Raw genomic sequence first — 18,289 nt, forward strand, 5'->3', positions numbered from 1 at the left:
GTTATTTGGTCGTTGACCACCGGTCGGTCGGCGAGACAGGCTGTGCGCAGTGTGCCGATCCTGCTCGGTATTGCCGCCCATGTCCAACCGGTTGCGGCCCCGGGCAAAGATCTGCCGACTGGGGAACAAGCGATAAGGGCCATGCCCGCCATTCCGGGATCGCCGATGATGACCCGTGGCTGCCTGAGGGGAAGTTATGATCTTGAGGACGAGCAGGAACCAAGCCCGGCAAACTCCCGCGGAGCAGGGTGTCGCCATTGTCGGAGCCGGCTGCCGGCTGCCCGGCGCCGACACTCCGGCACAGTTCTGGGAGGTGCTGCGAACCGGCCGGGACACCATCACCGAAGTACCGGACGACCGTTTCGACATCGACCGGTGGTTCTCCCCCGAAATGGGAAAGCCGCACACCATCCGCAGCCGAAGCGGTGGCTTCCTGGATCGAATCGACCAATTCGACGCACGTTTCTTCGGCATTCTGCCCAACGAAGCGGAGCAAATGGACCCGCAGCAGCGGATGCTCCTCGAAGTCACCTGGCAGGCCCTGGAAGACGCCGGCCGGACCGCGGACGAACTGGCCGGCTCGAATACCGGCGTCTACGTGAACATGTGCAATTCCGGATACTGGGACGTGCTGCGCGCGGCCGGCCGCCACGACCTGCACGCGGCGATGGGCGGTGAAGCGGGCGGGATGGCCGCGGGCCGGATCGCCTACCACCTCGACGTCCGCGGCCCGACCATGGCGCTGGAGTCCACCTGCGCCACCGCCCTGCTGGCGGTGCACGTAGCCGGCCGTGCCCTGCGGTCCGGGGAGATCGACCTGGCCATCGTCGGCGGCGCGAACCTGCTGCTGTCGCCGGACCCGTACTTCGCGCTGAGCGAAGCGGAACTGCTCTCCCCTACCGGGCGCTGCCGGTTCGGCGACCGGGACGCGGACGGCTACGTGCGCAGCGAAGGCGCCGTGGTGCTGGTGCTCAAGCGCCAGGAGGACGCGGACGCCGACGGCGACCGGACCTACGCGACGATCATCGGCACGGCGGTGCGCGGGGACGGCCGCAGCGGCGGCAGCCTCACCAGCCCGGGTGTGTCGAGCCAGGAAGTCCTGCTGCGCACGGCCTACGAGGACGCCGGGGTCTCACCGGCCGATGTGGACTTCATCGAGGCGCACGGGCCCGGGACGCCGGCGGGCGACCCGGTCGAGCTGGCGGCGCTGGCCACCGTGCTCGGCGAAGAGCGCGATCCGGCCCGGCCGTGCCTGATCGGCTCGGCCAAGTCCAACGTCGGCCACCTCGAAGGCACCGGCGGAGCGGTCGGCCTGCTCAAGGCCGCCCTCGCGCTGTACCACCGGGAACTGCCGGAAACCCTGCACGTGCGCAACCCGCTGCCGGTCTTCGACGAACCCGGCGGCCCGCTGCGGCTGGTGCGGGAACGGACGCCGCTCACCCCGATCGGCCGCCCGGCGCTCGCCGGGGTGAGCGCGTTCGGCCTTTCCGGCGGTCACGCGCACACCGTGCTGTCCGAAGCGCCGCTGGCGAACCGCGCCACGCCTCGCCGCGAGGAGGCGCCGGCGTACCTGCTTCCGTTGTCCGCCAAGGATCCCACCGCGCTGCGGACGCTCGCCGCGGCGACCGCCGAGCTGCTCAGCGCGCCGGACGGGCCGTCCGCCGCGGACGTCTGCCACACCGCCGGGACCCGGCGCACCCACCACGAGCGCCGGGTGGCGGTGGTGGGCCGGAACCGGGCGGAGCTCGCCGACGAGCTGATCGCGGTGGCCGGCGGGCGCGGTGCCCGGCCGGCGCCGGTGCGCGCGCCCCGCGTCGTGTTCGTCTTCCCCGGACAGGGTTCGCAGTGGCCCGGCATGGGCCGCGAGCTGCTGCGCACCGATCCGGTGTTCGCCGCGCGCCTGGCCGAATGCGACCGGGCGGTGTGCGACGAGGCCGGGTTCTCCGTGCTGGACGCGCTGGAATCGGGCCGCACACTGTCCACTATGGACCAAGTGCAGCCGGTGCTGTGGGCGGTGCAGGTGGCGCTGGCCGCGAGCTGGCGGAGCCGGGGCGTCGAGCCGGGGCTGCTGATCGGGCACAGCATGGGCGAGGTGGCCGCGGCGGTGACCGCCGGCGCGCTGACGGTCGCCGAAGGTGCCGCGGTGATCTGCCGGCGCAGCGGCCTGCTGGCCCGCCGCCGGACGCCGGGGGCGATGTGGGCGGTGCAGCTCGGCGAGGAACCGGCGGCCCGTGCCATCGGCGCGCACGCCGACCGGGTCTGCGTCGGGGTGGTCAACAGCCCGCACGCGACGGTGCTCTCCGGCGACCCCGGTGCGCTCGCCGAGGTCGTCGCGCCGCTGCGCGCGACCGGCGTCCACTGCCGCCAGGTGCAGGTCGACTACGCGTCGCACGCGCCGCAGGTGGCCGGGCTCTGCCCGGACATCGAACGGTCCCTCGCCGGGCTGCGCCCGCGCGAAGGCCGGGTGCCGCTGCACTCGACCGTGCTGAACCGCGTGGTGGGCGGCGCCGAGCTGGACGGCCGCTACTGGGCGGACAACCTGCGCCTGCCGGTCCGGTTCGCCGACGCCGTCGGCACGGTCCTCGCCGACCCGCGGCCGGTGCTGTTCGTCGAAATCAGCCCGCACCCGATCCTGCACGCGGCGCTCGAGGACGGTATCGAGGCCGCGGGCGCGGCCGCCGCCACGGTCACCGGCTCGCTCGAGCGGGAAAGCCCCGAAGCGGCGACCATGCTGCGGGCGCTCGCGACCGCGTACGCGGCGGGCTGCGACCCGGACTGGGCCCGGCTCACCGAAGGCGGCTCGTTCGTCCCGCTGCCCGGCTACCCGTGGCAGGGCGAGCGGTACTGGGTGGACGACGGCGCCGGGGCGTGGACGTCGCCGGTGATCTCGCTGCCCCACCGGCACGTCCCCGCCGCCGAGCGGTTCGACGAGCCGGGCGACCGCCCCCGCCGGGGCCCGCGCACCCCGGCGGAGTGCGCCGCGGACCTGCGCCGCCGGACGGCCGCACTGCTCGGCATCGACACCGACGAGGTGGATCCCGCGGTGCCGCTGCTGCAGCTGGGGGTGAACTCGCTGTTCGCGGTGAAGCTGGCCTACCGGCTGCGGTCCGATCTGGACATCACGATCAGTGTCCGCGAGCTGCTGCAGGCGACCTCGATCACGGAGCTGGCCGGGCTGGTGCACGACCGGCTGCCGGGTGCGGTGGACGCCGACCAGGCGTCCTGACCGGCCGGTGGCGGCCGCCTCCCCGCGGGTGGCCGCCACCGGCTCAGGGCGCCGATCCCTCCACTGTGGACCGCCACCACCGCTGGAAGCCGCCCTCGTCCATCGCCGCCCAGTCCGGCGTCCGGCCGACCTGGGCGGCGCCGAGGCGGCGGCCGAGGGCCACCAGCTCGGCGCCGTTCGCCGTGCGGGGCGGGTCGTAGGCCGCCAGCACCGCGTCCCACCGGTCGTGCTCGCGGCAGGCCGCTTCCAGGGCCAGTGCGTCCTGGATCGCCTTCGTCACGCCGGTGCCCGTGTGCGGGCGGGCCAGCGCGCCCGCGTCGCCGGCGAGCAGCAGGCGGCCGGTCGCGTACCGGGGCACGGCGAGGTCGTAGATCGGCTGCAGCGCCAGCTCGGCCCGGGTCGTGGCGCGGACCACCCGGGCCCACCGGGCCGGGAAGTGCGCTTCGACGACCCGGTCCAGCACCGCCGCGAGGCCGTCGCCGACCGTGCCCGGTGGCAGGGACAGCAGCCCGCCCGGCCGCGGCAACGGCAGGTAGGCCGCCCAGTTGACCCGGGTCTGCGCGCCCGGCAGGCCGGGGATGAGGTAGCAGACCGCGTGGCCGCCGGGGAACATCACCGAGACCCCGGTCCCGGCCGGCACCGGCGGTGCCGTCCCCAGGCGCGACACCGGGTAGTTGCCGCGCCAGAGCGCGTAGCCGGCGTAACCGGGACGACCGCCGCCGGCGATCCGGCGGACCTGCGAGGCGTACCCGTCCGCGCCGACGACGACGTCGAAGCGCCCGGGCACGCCGTCCGCGGTGACCTCGGCGCCGTCTCCGGTGTCGCGCACGCCGGTCACCGTCGCGGTGTGCCAGGCGACGGTGTCCGGGACGCGCTCGCGCAGGCCGCGCCAGACGATGCCCCAGTTGGTCAGCAGCAGGTCGAGGGGCTGCCGCCAGGCGAGCCGCCCGGCTTCGCCCGCCGCCGGGTCGGCCACGATCCACGCGCGCGACCGGCAGGGCAGGGCGGGCGTCTCCGCGGCGAAGTAGCCGGCGTCGGCGAACTCGCGCCAGGCGGGCCCGGCCAGCCCGATGCCGAACCCGCGGTCCGCGAGCACACCGCGGCTGCGTTCGAACACGGTGACCGCGCAGCCCGCGCGGGCGAGCGCGATCGCCGTCGCGCATCCGGCGACGCTGCCGCCGACGACGGCGACCCGGCTGCCCCGCACCCGCCTGCCGGGGAACCGCGTCACGGGCGGCTCCGCCGGTGCAGCGCCAGCATGGTGATGTCGTCGGACTGCTCCGCGCCGGAGACGAACCGCGACAGCGTGTCCTCCATCTCCAGCAGCAGCTTCTCGGCCGCCGTCCCCGCCCGCCCGGCCACCGCGGTCATCCGGTCCATGCCGAACAGCGCGCCCGCCCGGTCGCGGGCTTCGACGACCCCGTCGGTGTAGAGGAACAACGTGTCGCCGCGCTGGAGGCTGGTGTGGCCGAGGGTGTACGCGCTGCCGGGCATCATGCCGACCGCGGGCCCGGTCGGGGTGAGCAGCTCGTGCCCGCCGTTCGCCCGCACCAGCACCGGCGGGTTGTGGCCGCCGTTGATGTAGAGCAGCGCGCCGGACGCCGGGTCGAGCACCCCGAAGAACACCGTGGCGAAGTAGCCCTGCCGCAGGTGGTTGCGCGCCATGTACCGGTTCGTGCCGAGCACCGCCTGGATCAGCGGGCCGGCGCCGAGGGACAGCAGCGGCGGCAGCGCGGCACCGGCCGGGGCGACCTCGGGCACGGCGTCCACCGGGCTCCAGGTGCCGGTGTGCTCGGCGGTGTGCCGCAGCAGGGTCCGGATCAGCGCCATGAACAGCGCGGCGCCGATGCCCTTGTCGCAGACGTCGGCGACGACGAACCCCAGCCGGCGGCCGTTGACCAGCTCGAAGCCGTCGTAGAAGTCGCCGGCCACCTGGCGCGCCGGGCGGAACCGCGAGGCGAACTCCCAGCCCGGTGCCGACGGCAGCTCCTGCGGCAGGAACCCGGACTGGATCTCCCGGGCGATGCTCAGGTCGCGTTCGTACTCCCGCACGCTCGCCGCGGCCGCCATCTCCTCCACCGTCATGGTCAGCTGCCAGCGTTCCCAGCACGACGTCATCCGGCTCCGCAGCAGGCCCGGCAGGTAGGGCGGGACGACGAAGTCGAACCCGCCGCGCGCGCACGCCTCCAGCGCCTGGAAGTCCTCGCCTTCCGGGAACACCAGCAGGGTGGCCGAGGCGCCGGCCACCGCGACCTGCTGCGCGATCAGCGCGACCCGCTGCAGGCCGAGCGACGCCGACACCAGCAGCACGTCGGCGTCGAGCCGGCCGGGCCGCTCGGCGAACCCGGCCGCGCTGACCTTCGTCAGGCCGATGTCCTCCGCGCGCAGCACCCGCTCGAGCTCGGGGGCGGGGTCTTCGCTGTCAGCGACGAGAAGCGCGGTCGTACCGCTCATCGTTTCCTCCGTCGGTCGTGGCGCCCCGGTGCCCGCCGCGTTCCCGGTGCAGCACCAGGATGTTGCGGTTGCGGCCGCGCACGTGCTCGTAGCCGAACTCGTCGACGACGGTCAGGGCCAGGTGCAGGCCGAGGCCGCCCGCGGCGCGCAGCGGCGGCTCGGCCTGCAGCCGGGGGTCGGGGTGGTGGCCGCGCGGGTCGAACGGCGGCGCGTCGTCCTCGATGCTCAGCCACACCCGCCCGTGCGCCGCGTAGCCGCCGAGGTCGATCACCCCCGGCGCGCCGCGGTAGCCGTGGCAGGCGATGTTCGTGGTGATCTCGTCCGCGGCGAGGCGCAGCCGGTAGGCCTGCGGCGCCGCCAGGCCGCCCTGCGCGGCCAGCTCGGCGACCAGCCCGGCCAGGACGCCGTTGACGTCGTGGCCGCTGTTGACCAGCAGCCGGCGCGCGGCCATCAGGGCTCCGCCCGGCTCTGCATCACGATGGCGCGGTCGAAGCCGGTCAGCCGGATCGTCTCGGCGACCTCCGGGCGGGCGCCGACCAGCACGATGTCGCCGGTGCGGCCGAGCTTCTGGTGCGCGAAGACCAGGCACCGCAGCCCGGCCGAGGACAGGTAGGTCAGCTCGCCCGCCAGCAGGACGATCCGGCGGACCCGCTGCTCGACCGCCCGGGTGACCAGCTCGTCGAGCACGGCCGCCGAGCGCGAGTCCAGTTCGCCGGACAGCCACACCGTGGCGGTCCCGTCGTCGACGTCGAGCTTGGCCTGGAAGTCCGTGGGAACACTCATCGGTGGATCACTCCTCGTGCGGTTGCGCCGCGGCCGGGCCCGGCCGGGCGAGCAGCACCGCGGACGACCGCGGGGCCAGCCGGACCGAGTCCTGCCGGGGCAGGGGTGGTTCGGTGCCGGGCGCGTGGCTGTCCGCGCCCGGCCCGGCGCCGGTGTCGGCGAACCGGTGCCAGGTCAGCTCCGGCGGCAGCGCGGGCAACTGCAGCTCGTGCGGCTCCCAATGCGCGTTGGCGGCCACGTAGACGCAGTCGTCGGCGCCGCCCGGGTCGCGCGCGCACAGCATCGCGGCGAACACGCGGCTGTGCGGCGACCAGTCCGGCGTCCACGCGCGCACGCCGTGCCAGCTGACGTCCGGGAACAGGCCCTGGGTGCGCCCGGTGGGCTGGCGGCGCCGCCGCAGGCACGGGTGCGCGCGGCGGAAGGCGATCAGGTGCCGGGTGAACCGGACCAGCTCGGCGTTGCGCTCGACCAGCGTCCAGTCGAACCAGGACAGCTCGTCGTCGTGGCAGTAGGCGTTGTTGTTGCCGTGCTGGGTCCGGCCGGCTTCGTCGCCGGCCAGCAGCATCGGGATGCCGTGGCTGGTGAGCAGGATCAGCAGCGCGTTGCGCACCTGCCGGTCCCGCAGCCGGGCGACCGGGCCGCCGTCGACCGGGCCCTCGTGCCCGCAGTTCCACGAGATGTTGTGGTTCTCGCCGTCGCGGCCGTCCTCGCCGTTGGCGTCGTTGTGCTTTTCGTTGTAGGACACCAGGTCCCGCAGGGTGAAGCCGTCGTGCGCGGTGACGAAGTTGACCGACGCCACCGCGCCGCGGCGGGCGTAGAGGTCGGGCGAGCCGACGAACCGGGTGGCCAGCTCGGCCACGCTGCCGACGTCTCCCTTGAGGAAGTGCCGCAGCGCGTCGCGGTAGCCGGCGTTCCACTCCGCCCAGCGGCAGTAGTCCGGGAAGCTGCCCACCTGGAACAGCCCGCCCGCGTCCCACACCTCGGCGACCAGCTTGCAGTCGCGCAGCACCGGGTCGTGGGCCAGCGCCTCCAGCAGCGGCGGGTTGGCCAGCGGGACGCCGTCGGTGGCGCGGCCGAGGATCGCGGCGAGGTCGAACCGGAAGCCGTCGACGTGGAACTCCGACGCCCAGTACCGCAGGCAGTCCAGCACGAACCCGCGCACCACCGGGTGGTTGCAGTTGAGCGTGTTGCCGGTGCCGCTGAAGTTGAAGTAGTGCCCGTCGGGCGTGAGCATGTAGTAGGTGCGGTTGTCCAGGCCGCGCAGCGACAGCGTCGGGCCCCGCTCGTCGCCTTCGGCGGTGTGGTTGAACACCACGTCGAGCATCACCTCGATGCCCGCCCGGTGCAGTTCCTTGACCGTGTGCTTGAACTCGTCGACCTGCATGCCGTGCCGTCCGGTGGCGGCGTAGCCCGCCTTGGGCGCGAAGAAGCCGACCGTGCTGTAACCCCAGTAGTTGGCCAGGGGCTCGCCGGTCCGCGGATCGGCGCGGACGTTGTCCCGCTCGTCGAACTCGAACACCGGCATCAGCTCGACGCAGTTCACGCCGAGCTCGACCAGGTACGGGATCTTCGCCACCAGCCCGGCGAACGTGCCCGGCGCGCCGACACCCGAGCTGGGGTGCGCGGTGAACCCGCGCACGTGCGCCTCGTAGACGACCAGGTCCTCGGCCGGGATCCGCAGCGGCCGGTCGCCTTCCCAGTCGAAGTCGGCGGGCGCGATCCGGGAGCGCCACGGCCGGTCCGGCCCGCACCGCCAGCGTTCGCGGCCCGACAGCAGCGTCGCATACGGGTCGACGAGCAGCGCCCGGCCGTCGAACCGGTCGCCTTCGGCCGGGGCGAACGGGCCGTCCGCGCGGTAGGCGTAGGCGATCGCCTCCGGGTCGAGGCCGAACACCGTCATCGCGTACACCCCGCCGATCCGGAAGGACTCGTCGAACGGCAGTTCCGCGAGCGGTTCGTCCGCGCCGGCGCGGAAGAGCACCAGCGTCATCGCGGTGGCGTTGTTCGAGTACACCGAGAAGTTGACCCCGCCGGGCACCGGTGTCGCCCCGAAGGGCAGCGGCTGCCCGGCGCGGACCTCGAACCCGCCGATGCGGTGGGTCGGGTACGCGTCGATCCGCGCCGGCAACGACGTCCAGCTCATCACACCTCCTGCGTCCGGTTCGCCGTCACGGCTCGAGCGCGGCGAGCCCCTCGGCGAGCGTGTCGGTCACGGTGAAGAACCCGAGGAACCCGGTCGCCGCCATCACCTCGCGGACGTCCGGCGGGGCGCACGCGAGCGCCAGCCGGGCGCCGTTGGCCTGCGCCTGCCGGTAGACCAGCAGCAGCACCCGCAGCCCCGCGCTGGACATGTACGACGTCCGGCCGAGGTCGATGAGCACCAGCCCGCGCGGCGGCACCAGGTCGCCGAGCTGCTCGTGCACCCGGGGGGCGGTGCTGCTGTCCAGTTCCCCGTCGAGCGCGATCACGGTGACCGCGCCCTGCATGTACTTCGCGACTTCCATTTCGGTTCTCCGGTCTCCATCGGGCGATCAGCGGTCCACCGGCGAGAGGTGGGCGCACACGGTCAGTTCGCCGTCGCTGGCGGGCAGGCGCACCAGCAGGCGCTCGGGGTCGTAGCCGGCGTACGGCCGTCCGTCGACCTCGACCCAGTCGAGCCGGACCCGGCCCGGCGGCAGCGCGTCCGGCGCCACCCGCAGCACCCGGCCGGCGTCGGCGCGCGGGCGGAACCACAGCGACAGCGGTTCCCCGCCGATCAGCAGCCGCTGGTACACCGTGGCGAGGTAGCACAACTCGGAGGCGTGGTACATGCTCATCGAGTGGCTACCCTTCAGCCGTTCGGTGCCGAGCAGGTACGGGATGCCGGACGCGAGCACGTTGAAGTAGACGCCGCCCTCGTCGTGGTCGAGGAAGAAGGCGTTGTAGAACGCCGAAGCCTGGCGGGCCTGGTCGAGGAAGGCCGGGTCGCCGCCGTTGCCCGCGAGCACCAGGTAGGCGAGGATCGCCTGCTCCTGCTGCCACCACGCCTTGCGGTCGTGCCAGACGAACCGGTGCCGCCCGTGCCCGGGCGCCGTCGTCCGCTCGACGACGTCGTACCAGCCGCCGCGGCGCAGGTCGGCGCCGTACTCGGGCAGGGACTTGCCGATCCGGGCGGCCAGTTCCCGGTAGGCCGCCTTGGGCCGGATCGCGTTCATCCGCAGGAGGTTCCAGGCGATCTTGAGGTTGTGGCCGACGACCGCGCGGTCCTGCTGCCAGCCGTGCCCGGTGTCGGGGGTCCAGTCGGCGTGGAAGCGCTCGCGCACGAACGGGCTGCCTTCGTCCGGGAAGTGCTCGACGATCAGGTCGAACGTCTCCTCCAGCATGTCCGCGTGCCGCTCGTCGCCGGTCGCCAGGAACAGGTTGACCAGGTACGCGGGCGCGTGGTCGCCGATCGAGTTCCAGTTCTTGCGCGCCCGGTTCGGCCCGAGCGACTCCTCGTGCGGGCTCAGCCGGAGCGGGTCGATGTGCGAGAAGTAGCCGCCGTGCTCGGGGTCCCGGAAGAACCGGCGGAACAGCCGCAGGGTCGCCTCGGCGTCGTCGGCGATCCGCGGGTCGCCGGTGATCCGGTAGGTCTGGGCCGGGCCGGCGAGGGCGTAGATCTGCTCGTAGGCCGGGATGGCGTGGTAGTCGTCGCCGAACTCGGAGGTGAACAGCTTCTCGTGGTAGCCGCCGCGGACGTCGATGCCGTGGTACCAGTAGACGACGTCCTCGTCGCGGTCGACGAACCGCATGTGCTCGCGCAGGTACTCGGTGCCGCTCTCGGCGACGCGCAGGTAGTCCTCTTCGCCGGTGAGCAGGAACGCCGACGCCATCCCGTAGACCAGCCGCGAGATCGTGTCGGTCTCCTGCACGTGGTGGTCGCTCTTGTCGCCGCCGAGGCGCAGGACCGTGCGGTAGTCGGCGAAGTCGGCGGGCGCGGCGGTGCCGAACTGGGCCCGGCGGTAGAACCGGGCCAGCTCGGCCAGCTGCCGGACCCACCACCCGCGCTCCTCGAACGCGTACTCCGTCGCCGACCGGCCGCAGAACACGATGTCCTTGGCCTCGAAGACGTGCCCGCCGCGGTCCGGGTAGAACACGCCGTAGGCGAACAGCGGACGGCCCGGTTCCAGGAGCTCGTCGAGCTCGCCGGTGGCGTCCGCGCCCGGCTCGCCGAGGTTGCGCAGGAACCGCGCCGACGTCGTCGGGGTCAGCTCGGCGCGAACCGGACGGCCGTCGTGCGTGCGCAGGTCGGCCACCCGCGTGCGGCGGTCGTAGCCGGTGACGCGCGCGGCCACCAGGTCGGAGAAGGGGAAGTCGGTCATGACAGGCACTCCCGGCCGGAGATCCGAAGTGGACAGTGCATCGGTCAGCTGGCGCGGCGCCACCGGCGGGGCCGCCGCGCCGAGCGCGCCGCGACCAGGTCGATGATCGCCCGGGCGAACAGGTGGCAGTGGTCGGCGCTGCGCGCGGTGACCAGGTCGCCGTCGACGACGACGTCCTGGTCGGTGTAGACCGCGCCCATGTTGCGCACGTCGCCGAGGAGGTTCACGTGCGCGGTCACCCGGCGGCCGCGGACGTGCTCCGGGATCGGGGAAACCAGCCACATTCCGTGGCAGATCACGCCTTTCAGCACCCCGGGCATGCCGAACGCGCGGCGCAGCAGGTCCACGGCCGGGGCGAGGCGAGCCGGATCCTCGGTGTAGCGCAGGCGGTCGGAGACCATCCCCGAGGGCACGATCAGCGCGTCGAACCCGGCGAGGGTGTCGTCGTCGACCCGCTCGAGGTCGTCGTCGACGGTCACCGGCAGGCCGAACTCGTGCCCGGTGAAGGTCAGCGAGTCCTGGCCCCAGAGCCGGGTGAGCCAGCGGACGGTGGCGCCCTCCTCGGCGAACCGGCGTTCGTAGTAGTGCAGTTCCGGCTCGACGTAGTCGGCTTCGAGCAGGATCGCGATCGTCCGCCCGGTCAGCACGCCGCCTTCGCGCGGCACCAGCTGCTTCATCACGCCGTCACCAGGTCGATCAGGAACGGCCCGGAAGCGGCCAGCATCCGTTCGACGGCATCGTCCACTTCGGACACCTTGGCCACGCGGACGCCGTCGACGCCCATGGCCGCGGCGAGCTCGACGAAGCCGATCTCCGGGTCGCCGAGCGCGAAGCCGCCGGGGTAGCCGTGCGGCTCGATGCCGCGCTCGGCCCGGTACTGGTCGAGGTTGTGGTCCAGGAGCCGGTAGCGGCCGTTGTTGCAGACGACGAACCGGGCGGCGATGCCGTAGCGCGCGGCCGTCCACAGCGCCTGCGGGGTGTACATGCTGCCGCCGTCGCCGGTGAACCCGACGACCTGCGCCTCCGGCCGGGCCAGTTTCGCGCCGATCGCCCCGGTGATGCCGACGCCGAGGGAACCGCCCCGAGTGAGGAAGTAGTTCCCCGGCACGCGCGGCGGCAGGTGCTTGACCAGACCGGGTGACGCGGTCAGCGCCTCGTCGAACACCACCAGGTCCGGGCCGGCCTGGGCGGCCAGCGCGGCGGCGAACCGCTCGGCCAGGGGGCTGTCGTCGGTCACCTCGGGGGCGGTCCAGGTGTGGCGGGCGAGGTCGGTCCAGCCCGTGTCGGGCAGTTCGTCGGCGAGCAGGTCGCCGAGCGCGGCCAGGGTCGGCTTCGGGTCGGCCACCAGCGGCACGTCCACCGGGAAGTTCTTCGCCACCTCGTAGTCGTTCAGGTCGACGTGGACGATCTTCGCACCCGGCGCGAACGGGCTGCGTAGTTCCGGGAACACCTCCGGGAAGACGTAGGTGCCGGCGATCAGCACCGCGTCGGCGCCGGCGACGACGCCCGCGCTGTGCGTGCCGAACATGTGCCCGAGCTGCCCGCGGTAGAGCGGGTGCGTGGTGTCCATGTTGACCTCGGAGTCGTTCACCCCCCACACCGGCGCGTTGAGCAGCTCGGCCACCCGGGTCAGCTCGGCCTGCGCGCCGGACACCGAGACGCCGTCGCCGAGCAGCACGATCGGCTGCTGCGCCGACGCCAGCAGCGCGGCCGCCCGGTCGAGCTCGCCCGGCACCGGCAGCACCGCGCGGGTCGGCACCACCGTGCGCACCGCGGGCTCGGTGGTGAGCTCGTCGAGCACGTCCATCGGCAGCGAAACGAACACCGGGCCGCGCGGCGGGGTCATCGCGATCTTCACCGCCCGCCGCAGCACCCGCAGCAGCGAGCCGGGGTGCAGCACCCGCGTCGCGTACTTCGTCACCGGGCGCGCCATGGCGACCAGGTCGGCCGCCATCTGCGCGTCGAGCGCGTCGTAGCGGACGCCGGCCTCGCCCGCGATCACGACCAGCGGCGAATGCCCCCGCATGGCCTGGTACAGCATGCCGATCCCGTTGCCGAGGCCGACGCCCGTGTGCAGCTGGACGAGCGCCGGCCGGCCGCCGGCCCTGGCGTACCCGTCGGCGATCCCGACGACCGCCGCCTCCTGCAGGCCCAGCACGTAGCCGATGCCGGGGAAGTTCTCGAGCTCGTCGAGGAAGCCCTGTTCCACCGTGCCCGGGTTGCCGAACATCCGGGTCATGCCGTCGGCGGCGAACTGCTCGAGCATCGCCACCCGGCCCGCGCGTGCGGTCATCGTGTGCTCCTTTACTCTTCCGCGGTCACCAGCCGAAGCGGCGCAAGCCCTGTTCCAGCACCTCGACCAGCTTCTGGCCGGCGAGGAACGAGTCCGGGGTGGACCGGGCGGTGATGAACGGGTAGTCGACGATCACCGACGTCTCCTTGCCCACGTTGCCGTGGTAGCGGCCGTCCGGGGCGGTGGCGTCGCGGAGGATGTACTCCAGCGGGTACGGCGGCGGCCCCATGTTGAAGTCGACGCCGACGAACCCGGTGCCGTCCTTGTAGTCGTACTCCTTGCAGTGGCCGGTGACGTGCTTGCCGCGGATGATGCTGGTCCGGTCCTCCCAGTCGCGGGCGAAGGCCAGCGGCGCGACGCCGTAGCACTCGCCGACGACCGGCTTGTCCGCGCGGACGAAGGCGAGGATCAGCTCGTGCAGCCGCCCGTTGTTGGCCAGGTCGACGATCGGGCCGCTGCCGCCGACGATGACCAGCGCGTCGTACCGGGCGACCTCGGTGTCCAGGGTGGACAGATCGCGGTAGTACGCCTCGATCAGCCGCAGGAAGCCGGGTTCGCTGTGGTACGGCCGTTCCGGGATCAGGTCGGCCAGGCTCAGCGGGTCGTCCAGCCGGGCGGACTCGTCGAGCTCGCGCGCGGCGACGGCGACCTCGGGCGTGGTGACCGAGCGGCCCAGCGGCGGGTCGACGTAGCCGGGGTCGAGGCTCGGCGGCAGCGCCTGCGGCCGTTTCCCGTTGGGGGTGGCGAACACGCTCTCGTAGCCGGCCGCGTCGGTGGCGGTCACCGGGCCGAGCAGCTCCTCACCCCAGTAGCCGTACTCGGAGAGCACGTACAGGATCTTCTTGGACATCGGCACTCCCGTGCTGGTGAACTTCCCGGAATCCGGGCTGAGGCCAGTGAAGCAACCGGATCGGCCGCGGGGCCAGGGAAAAGCCTTACGGCACCGTCACTTCGACAAGTCGGGCCGGGTGCCGGGCGTCGGTTCGGGGGTACCTCGGCGGACTTCGTGACGTCGGGATCGGCGCGGGTGGGTGCGGTGCGGACACTGCGATCATGGTGACCGCCAAGCAGTCCGCGCCCGCCCTGCTGGTCGTCGACGACGACCCGACCGTCCTCAGCGCGCTGAGGCGGGACCTCGGCCGCTACCGCGACCGGTACCGCGTCCTGGCCACCGGCACGCCCCGGGCGGCACTGGGCATCCTCGACACGCTGCGCGAGCGCGGCACCGAAGCGGCGTTGCTGCTGGTGGACCAGCGGATGCCGGAGATGACCGGCACCGAGTTCCTCGGGCACGCGCGGGATCGTTTCCCCGCGGCCAAGAAGGTGCTGCTGACCGCGTACGCGGACACGTCCGTCGCGATCACCGCGATCAACGAGGTGCGCCTGGACCACTACCTCGTCAAGCCGTGGGAGCCGCCGGAGGAGCGGCTCTACCCGGTGCTCGACGACCTGCTCGCGTCGTGGGAGGCGGCCTACTGCCCGCCCTACGGCGGCATCCGCGTCGTCGGCCACCCGTTCGCGCCCGCCACGCACCGCCTGCGCGACTTCCTGACCCGCCACCAGCAGCCGTTCCGCTTCGTCGACGTCACGACGGCGAGCGGCGCCGACGCCGAGGGCACGGCGTGGCCGCGGGTGCACCTGCCCGACGGGACCCGGCTGTCGCAGCCGACGCACCGGGAGCTGGCCGAGGTGCTGGGGCTCGCCCCGGCCGTGGACCGGCCGCACTACGACACGGTGATCGTCGGCGGCGGCCCGACCGGGCTGGCGGCGGCCGTCTACGGCTCGTCCGAGGGGCTGAGCACGCTGCTGGTGGACGCCTACGTGCCGGGCGGGCAGGCGGGCACGTCGAGCCGGATCGAGAACTACCTGGGCTTCCCCGCCGGGGTGTCGGGCGCGGAGCTGACCCGGCGCGCGGTGGCGCAGGCCCGGCGGTTCGGCACCGACATCCTGGCGCCGGTTTCGGCGGTCGCGTTGCGCGCGGCGGGCCGGGCCCGGGTGCTGTGCCTTTCGGACGGCCGGGAGGTGACCGCGGGCGCGGTGCTGCTGGCGACCGGACTCGCGTACCAGCGGCTGGCGGCGGCCGGCGCGGAACGGTTCGAAGGAGCCGGGATCTACTACGGGGCCACGACTTCGGAGACGACGAACTGCGCGCAGGGGCACGTGTGGATCGTCGGCGGGGCGAATTCGGCGGGCCAGGCGGCGCTGCACTTCGCCGAGCACGCGTCGCAGGTGACGCTGCTGGTGCGCGGGTCCTCTGTGGAGTCTTCGATGTCGCGCTACCTGATCGACGAGATCCGCCGCCACCCGGCGATCGACGTCCGCCTGGACACGACGGTGGTCGCGGTGGACGGCGACGACCGCCTGCGCCGCCTGACCCTGTGCGACCGCCGCACCGGCCGGGTGTCCACAGAGGACGCGGAGTACCTGTTCACGTTCATCGGCGCCCGCCCCCGCACGGAGTGGCTGGCGGACGCGGTGGCCCGTGACGCCCACGGTTTCCTGCTGACCGGCCCCGACCTGCCCGACGGCCCCCGGACCGGCTGGGACCTGCCACGGCGGCCGTTCCTGCTGGAGACGAACATGCCGGGGGTGTTCGCGGCCGGGGACGCGCGGGCCGGCTCGGTCAAGCGGATCGCGTCCGGGGTCGGCGAAGGCGCCATGGCCGCCTCGCTCATCCACCGCTACCGCGCCGGGTCCTGAGGCCGGACAGCGGAAAGGCCACCCGGGCCGCGCCCGGGTGGCCTTTCCGCGCGCCCGGGTCAGGACGTCACGGTCAGCAGGTACTGCAGCAACGTCACCAGCTCACCGCGTTCGGCGTCCGAGAGCACGTCGAACACCGGGGCGAGCAGCTGGTTGGTCACGTCGATCGCGCTCTGCCAGCGCTTGCCGACCTGGCGGACCCGCGACGCCTCCAGCTGGCCCGGCCAGCCGAACAGGTCCCAGATCACCGACGGCGAGTGGTAGCGCAGCGCGTCCTGCGGGGCCAGGTCGCCCGCGAGGACCGCGACCATGTGGCGGGCGCCGCGCAGCTCGCGCAGGACGTTGAGCTGGTGCAGGGCGTGCGCCTTCGGCTCGGCCGGCACCTCCAGGGCCCGCCAGCCGGCGAACACCGGGGCCAGTTCGGGGCCCGCCGCGGCGACGACCGGGTCCAGGAGCTCGGCCAGGCGGGCCGCGTCGAACTCGTCCGGGATGTGCTCCTGAGCCCAGTCGGCCGCGCAGATCGCGAACTCGACCGACGCCTCCTGCCGCGGCAGGACGTCACGGCTGCGTTCCCAGACCACCCGCAGCGACTCGGCGTTGACGAAGGTGAAGCCGGCCGCGACGACGTCGGAGTCGACGTCGCCCAGCACCCCGCCGCGGCCGACGAAGTAGAAGTCGGACTCGACGAACCCCAGTTCCGCGCCGCGGGCCAGGGTCTTGCTGCCGAGCATGAAGCCGGACGGGATCCGGCGGATCGGGTCCTCGGTCGCCGCGGCGACGTCGAGTGAATGCATGGCTGGCTCCTTCTCGCCAGGAGGATGGGGGAAGGCCGGCAACACGTGCGACGGCACGGCCTGGCGCCAGCATGCGCCCCGGCCGGCGCGGTCAGCCAGAACCGGCTCATGCTGGTACTGCCAATACCACGACTGGTTCAGGCTCTCCACGCGCGCGACGGGTGCCCCAGGCTGGTCCCATGGCTACTGACGCATCCCGGCCGGACCCGCCCACGCGCTTCGGCGCCCGGCGCTGGCTCCTCCTCATCATGCTCTGCGCATCGCAGTTCATGGTCGCGCTCGACTTTTCGATCGTCAGCGTGGCCCTGCCCGCGATCGGGCACGACCTCGGCTTCACCTCCACCGCGGACCTGCAGTGGGTGATGACCGCCTTCATCCTGTTCATCGCCGGGTTCCTGCTGCTGTTCGGGCGGGCGTCCGACCTGTTCGGCCGCCGCCGCCTGTTCCTCATCGGCGTCGCGCTGTTCACGGTGTTCTCGCTCGCCGGCGGCCTCGCCGAGACGCCGTGGCTGCTCATCCTGGCCCGGGCCGGCCAGGGCATCGGCGCGGCGATGGTCGGCCCGTCGGCGATGTCGCTGCTGACGACGTCGTTCCGCGAGGGGCCGGAACGGCAGAAGGCGCTCAGCGTCAACGGCGCGGTGCTGATGCTCGGCTTCATCGTCGGGGTGATCAGCGGCGGCATCATCACCGGCGCCCTCAGCTGGCGCTGGACCATGCTGCTGCTGGCGATCATCGGCGGGCTGGTGTTCGTCGCCGCGATCGCGCTGCTGGAGGAGAGCAAGGACGCCAACGCCGCCCGGCTCGACGTGCCCGGCGCGGTGCTCGCCACGGCCGGCATCCTGGCGCTCGTCTACGGCATCTCGACCGGCGACAGCGCCGGCTGGGCGAGCCCGGCGACGATCGGGACCCTCGCCGCCGGTGTGGTGTTCCTGGGCTTGTTCCTGTACGCCGAGGCGAAACACCCGGCCCCGCTGGCGCCGCTGGACGTCCTGCGGCGGCGGTCGGTGAAGTGGGGCGGGCTGGCCGGGTTCATCACCTTCGGCATGTGCGGTGGCGCGACCGTGCTGGAAACGCTCTACATGCAGGACGTGCTGGGCTACAGCCCGATGCGCACCGGCCTGTCGCTGATCCCGCTCGGCGGTTCCGCGGTGATCGGCGGGCTGATCGGGAACCGGACGATCGGCGCGCTCGGCGTGCCGCGCGCGCTCGTCTGCGGGCTGCTGCTGCAGGCGGTGTCGACCGGGCTGATGGTGCTGCTGCCGCAGACCGGGAACTTCACGCTGCTGGTGCTGACCAACATCGGCCTCGGCTTCGGGCACGTGACGGCGGTCATCGCGTTCAACATCACGGTGACGTCGGGGCTGCCGGACGACAAGCAGGGCCTGGCCGGCGGCCTGGCGCAGACGGCGCAGCAGCTGGGCAGCGCGGTGTGGCTGCCGGTGCTCGCGGCGGTGGTCACCGCCCGCACGGCGAGCCTGGCGGTCACCGGCGACACGGCGGCGGCGACGACGAGCGGCCTGCACGCGGGCCTGCTGACGGCGGCACTGATCGCGTTGTTCGGCGCGGCGGTGGCCACGGTCTTCCTGCGCGGCCGCCGGACCGCGGCCGCCGCGGCCCCGGTCGCCGCGGGCGTCAACGACTGAACCACCCACCCCCCGAGCAGGCGCTCGCCGGTCTTCCCAGGGACCGGCGGGCGCCT

Annotated in this window: 14 protein-coding genes; 3 read left to right on the plus strand and 11 right to left on the minus strand. The window is 73.4% G+C overall.

The window, feature by feature from the left end:
* Window positions 1–196: 196 nt before the first annotated feature.
* Complete coding sequence (locus OO60_RS27150; RefSeq protein WP_081911266.1) at window positions 197–3,226, plus strand: type I polyketide synthase; 3,030 nt, start codon at window positions 197–199, stop codon at window positions 3,224–3,226.
* A gap of 43 nt (window positions 3,227–3,269) precedes the next feature.
* Here the strand turns inward: OO60_RS27150 and OO60_RS27155 are convergent, their stop codons facing one another.
* From OO60_RS27155 to OO60_RS27200, 10 genes are read right to left on the minus strand one after another with little or no spacing between them, the layout of a single operon-like run.
* Window positions 3,270–4,457 carry an FAD-dependent monooxygenase gene (locus OO60_RS27155; RefSeq protein ID WP_209441404.1) on the minus strand — a complete coding sequence of 396 codons (1,188 nt, stop codon included), beginning with the start codon at window positions 4,455–4,457 and terminating at the stop codon, window positions 3,270–3,272.
* Entirely contained in the window at window positions 4,454–5,680 is a 1,227-nt protein-coding gene (locus tag OO60_RS27160; RefSeq protein WP_003077065.1) for a PP2C family protein-serine/threonine phosphatase, read from the minus strand. The genes OO60_RS27155 and OO60_RS27160 overlap by 4 nt, the downstream gene beginning before the upstream one ends.
* Window positions 5,649–6,131 (minus strand): ATP-binding protein, encoded by a 483-nt coding sequence (locus tag OO60_RS27165; protein ID WP_003077067.1) that lies wholly within the window; start codon window positions 6,129–6,131, stop codon window positions 5,649–5,651. The genes OO60_RS27160 and OO60_RS27165 overlap by 32 nt, the downstream gene beginning before the upstream one ends.
* Window positions 6,131–6,463, minus strand: a complete 333-nt coding sequence (locus OO60_RS27170; protein ID WP_003077069.1) for an STAS domain-containing protein — start codon at window positions 6,461–6,463, stop codon at window positions 6,131–6,133. The genes OO60_RS27165 and OO60_RS27170 overlap by 1 nt, the downstream gene beginning before the upstream one ends.
* Before the next feature lie 7 nt (window positions 6,464–6,470).
* Window positions 6,471–8,606 carry a glycogen debranching protein GlgX gene (gene glgX, locus OO60_RS27175; RefSeq protein WP_033262360.1) on the minus strand — a complete coding sequence of 712 codons (2,136 nt, stop codon included), beginning with the start codon at window positions 8,604–8,606 and terminating at the stop codon, window positions 6,471–6,473.
* A gap of 25 nt (window positions 8,607–8,631) precedes the next feature.
* Window positions 8,632–8,967: an STAS domain-containing protein gene (locus OO60_RS27180; protein ID WP_003077073.1), complete on the minus strand. Its 336-nt coding sequence runs from the start codon at window positions 8,965–8,967 to the stop codon at window positions 8,632–8,634.
* Window positions 8,968–8,994: 27 nt separating this feature from the next.
* Window positions 8,995–10,803 (minus strand): AGE family epimerase/isomerase, encoded by a 1,809-nt coding sequence (locus tag OO60_RS27185; protein ID WP_003077075.1) that lies wholly within the window; start codon window positions 10,801–10,803, stop codon window positions 8,995–8,997.
* Between the two features lie 44 nt (window positions 10,804–10,847).
* Window positions 10,848–11,480 (minus strand): DJ-1/PfpI family protein, encoded by a 633-nt coding sequence (locus OO60_RS27190; protein WP_003077077.1) that lies wholly within the window; start codon window positions 11,478–11,480, stop codon window positions 10,848–10,850.
* Window positions 11,480–13,096, minus strand: a complete 1,617-nt coding sequence (locus tag OO60_RS27195) for a thiamine pyrophosphate-binding protein (protein ID WP_003077079.1) — start codon at window positions 13,094–13,096, stop codon at window positions 11,480–11,482. Before OO60_RS27195 ends, OO60_RS27190 begins: the two co-directional genes overlap by 1 nt.
* 25 nt (window positions 13,097–13,121) lie before the next feature.
* Window positions 13,122–13,946 carry a type 1 glutamine amidotransferase domain-containing protein gene (locus OO60_RS27200; protein WP_003077081.1) on the minus strand — a complete coding sequence of 275 codons (825 nt, stop codon included), beginning with the start codon at window positions 13,944–13,946 and terminating at the stop codon, window positions 13,122–13,124.
* A 203-nt stretch (window positions 13,947–14,149) separates the two neighbouring features.
* On the opposite strand from OO60_RS27200, the gene OO60_RS27205 reads away from it, so the two are divergent.
* Window positions 14,150–15,796 (plus strand): NAD(P)/FAD-dependent oxidoreductase, encoded by a 1,647-nt coding sequence (locus OO60_RS27205; protein WP_003077083.1) that lies wholly within the window; start codon window positions 14,150–14,152, stop codon window positions 15,794–15,796.
* A 59-nt stretch (window positions 15,797–15,855) separates the two neighbouring features.
* Here OO60_RS27205 and OO60_RS27210 read toward each other — a convergent pair whose 3' ends face one another.
* The gene (locus OO60_RS27210; RefSeq protein ID WP_003077085.1) at window positions 15,856–16,590 is read right to left on the minus strand and encodes a helix-turn-helix domain-containing protein; all 735 of its coding nucleotides are present in this window, start codon (window positions 16,588–16,590) and stop codon (window positions 15,856–15,858) included.
* Window positions 16,591–16,769: 179 nt separating this feature from the next.
* Between OO60_RS27210 and OO60_RS27215 the strand changes: the two genes are divergently transcribed.
* A complete protein-coding gene (locus tag OO60_RS27215) occupies window positions 16,770–18,233 on the plus strand; it encodes an MFS transporter (RefSeq protein ID WP_003077087.1) in 1,464 nt (487 codons plus the stop codon).
* The last annotated feature ends 56 nt before the right edge of the window (window positions 18,234–18,289 follow it).

The organism is Amycolatopsis vancoresmycina, assembly GCF_000716785.1.
GTDB classification, from domain to species: Bacteria; Actinomycetota; Actinomycetes; order Mycobacteriales; family Pseudonocardiaceae; genus Amycolatopsis; species Amycolatopsis vancoresmycina.

Bases quoted from the DNA above. Each gene is read 5' to 3' on its own strand.
- OO60_RS27150 (WP_081911266.1), top strand. From the start codon at position 197: ATGATCTTGAGGACGAGCAGGAACCAAGCCCGGCAAACTCCCGCGGAG.
- OO60_RS27160 (WP_003077065.1), bottom strand. From the start codon at position 5,680: ATGAGCGGTACGACCGCGCTTCTCGTCGCTGACAGCGAAGACCCCGCC.
- OO60_RS27165 (WP_003077067.1), bottom strand. From the start codon at position 6,131: ATGGCCGCGCGCCGGCTGCTGGTCAACAGCGGCCACGACGTCAACGGC.
- OO60_RS27170 (WP_003077069.1), bottom strand. From the start codon at position 6,463: ATGAGTGTTCCCACGGACTTCCAGGCCAAGCTCGACGTCGACGACGGG.
- glgX (WP_033262360.1), bottom strand. From the start codon at position 8,606: ATGAGCTGGACGTCGTTGCCGGCGCGGATCGACGCGTACCCGACCCAC.
- OO60_RS27180 (WP_003077073.1), bottom strand. From the start codon at position 8,967: ATGGAAGTCGCGAAGTACATGCAGGGCGCGGTCACCGTGATCGCGCTC.
- OO60_RS27185 (WP_003077075.1), bottom strand. From the start codon at position 10,803: ATGACCGACTTCCCCTTCTCCGACCTGGTGGCCGCGCGCGTCACCGGC.
- OO60_RS27190 (WP_003077077.1), bottom strand. From the start codon at position 11,480: ATGAAGCAGCTGGTGCCGCGCGAAGGCGGCGTGCTGACCGGGCGGACG.
- OO60_RS27195 (WP_003077079.1), bottom strand. From the start codon at position 13,096: ATGACCGCACGCGCGGGCCGGGTGGCGATGCTCGAGCAGTTCGCCGCC.
- OO60_RS27200 (WP_003077081.1), bottom strand. From the start codon at position 13,946: ATGTCCAAGAAGATCCTGTACGTGCTCTCCGAGTACGGCTACTGGGGT.
- OO60_RS27205 (WP_003077083.1), top strand. From the start codon at position 14,150: ATGGTGACCGCCAAGCAGTCCGCGCCCGCCCTGCTGGTCGTCGACGAC.
- OO60_RS27210 (WP_003077085.1), bottom strand. From the start codon at position 16,590: ATGCATTCACTCGACGTCGCCGCGGCGACCGAGGACCCGATCCGCCGG.
- OO60_RS27215 (WP_003077087.1), top strand. From the start codon at position 16,770: ATGGCTACTGACGCATCCCGGCCGGACCCGCCCACGCGCTTCGGCGCC.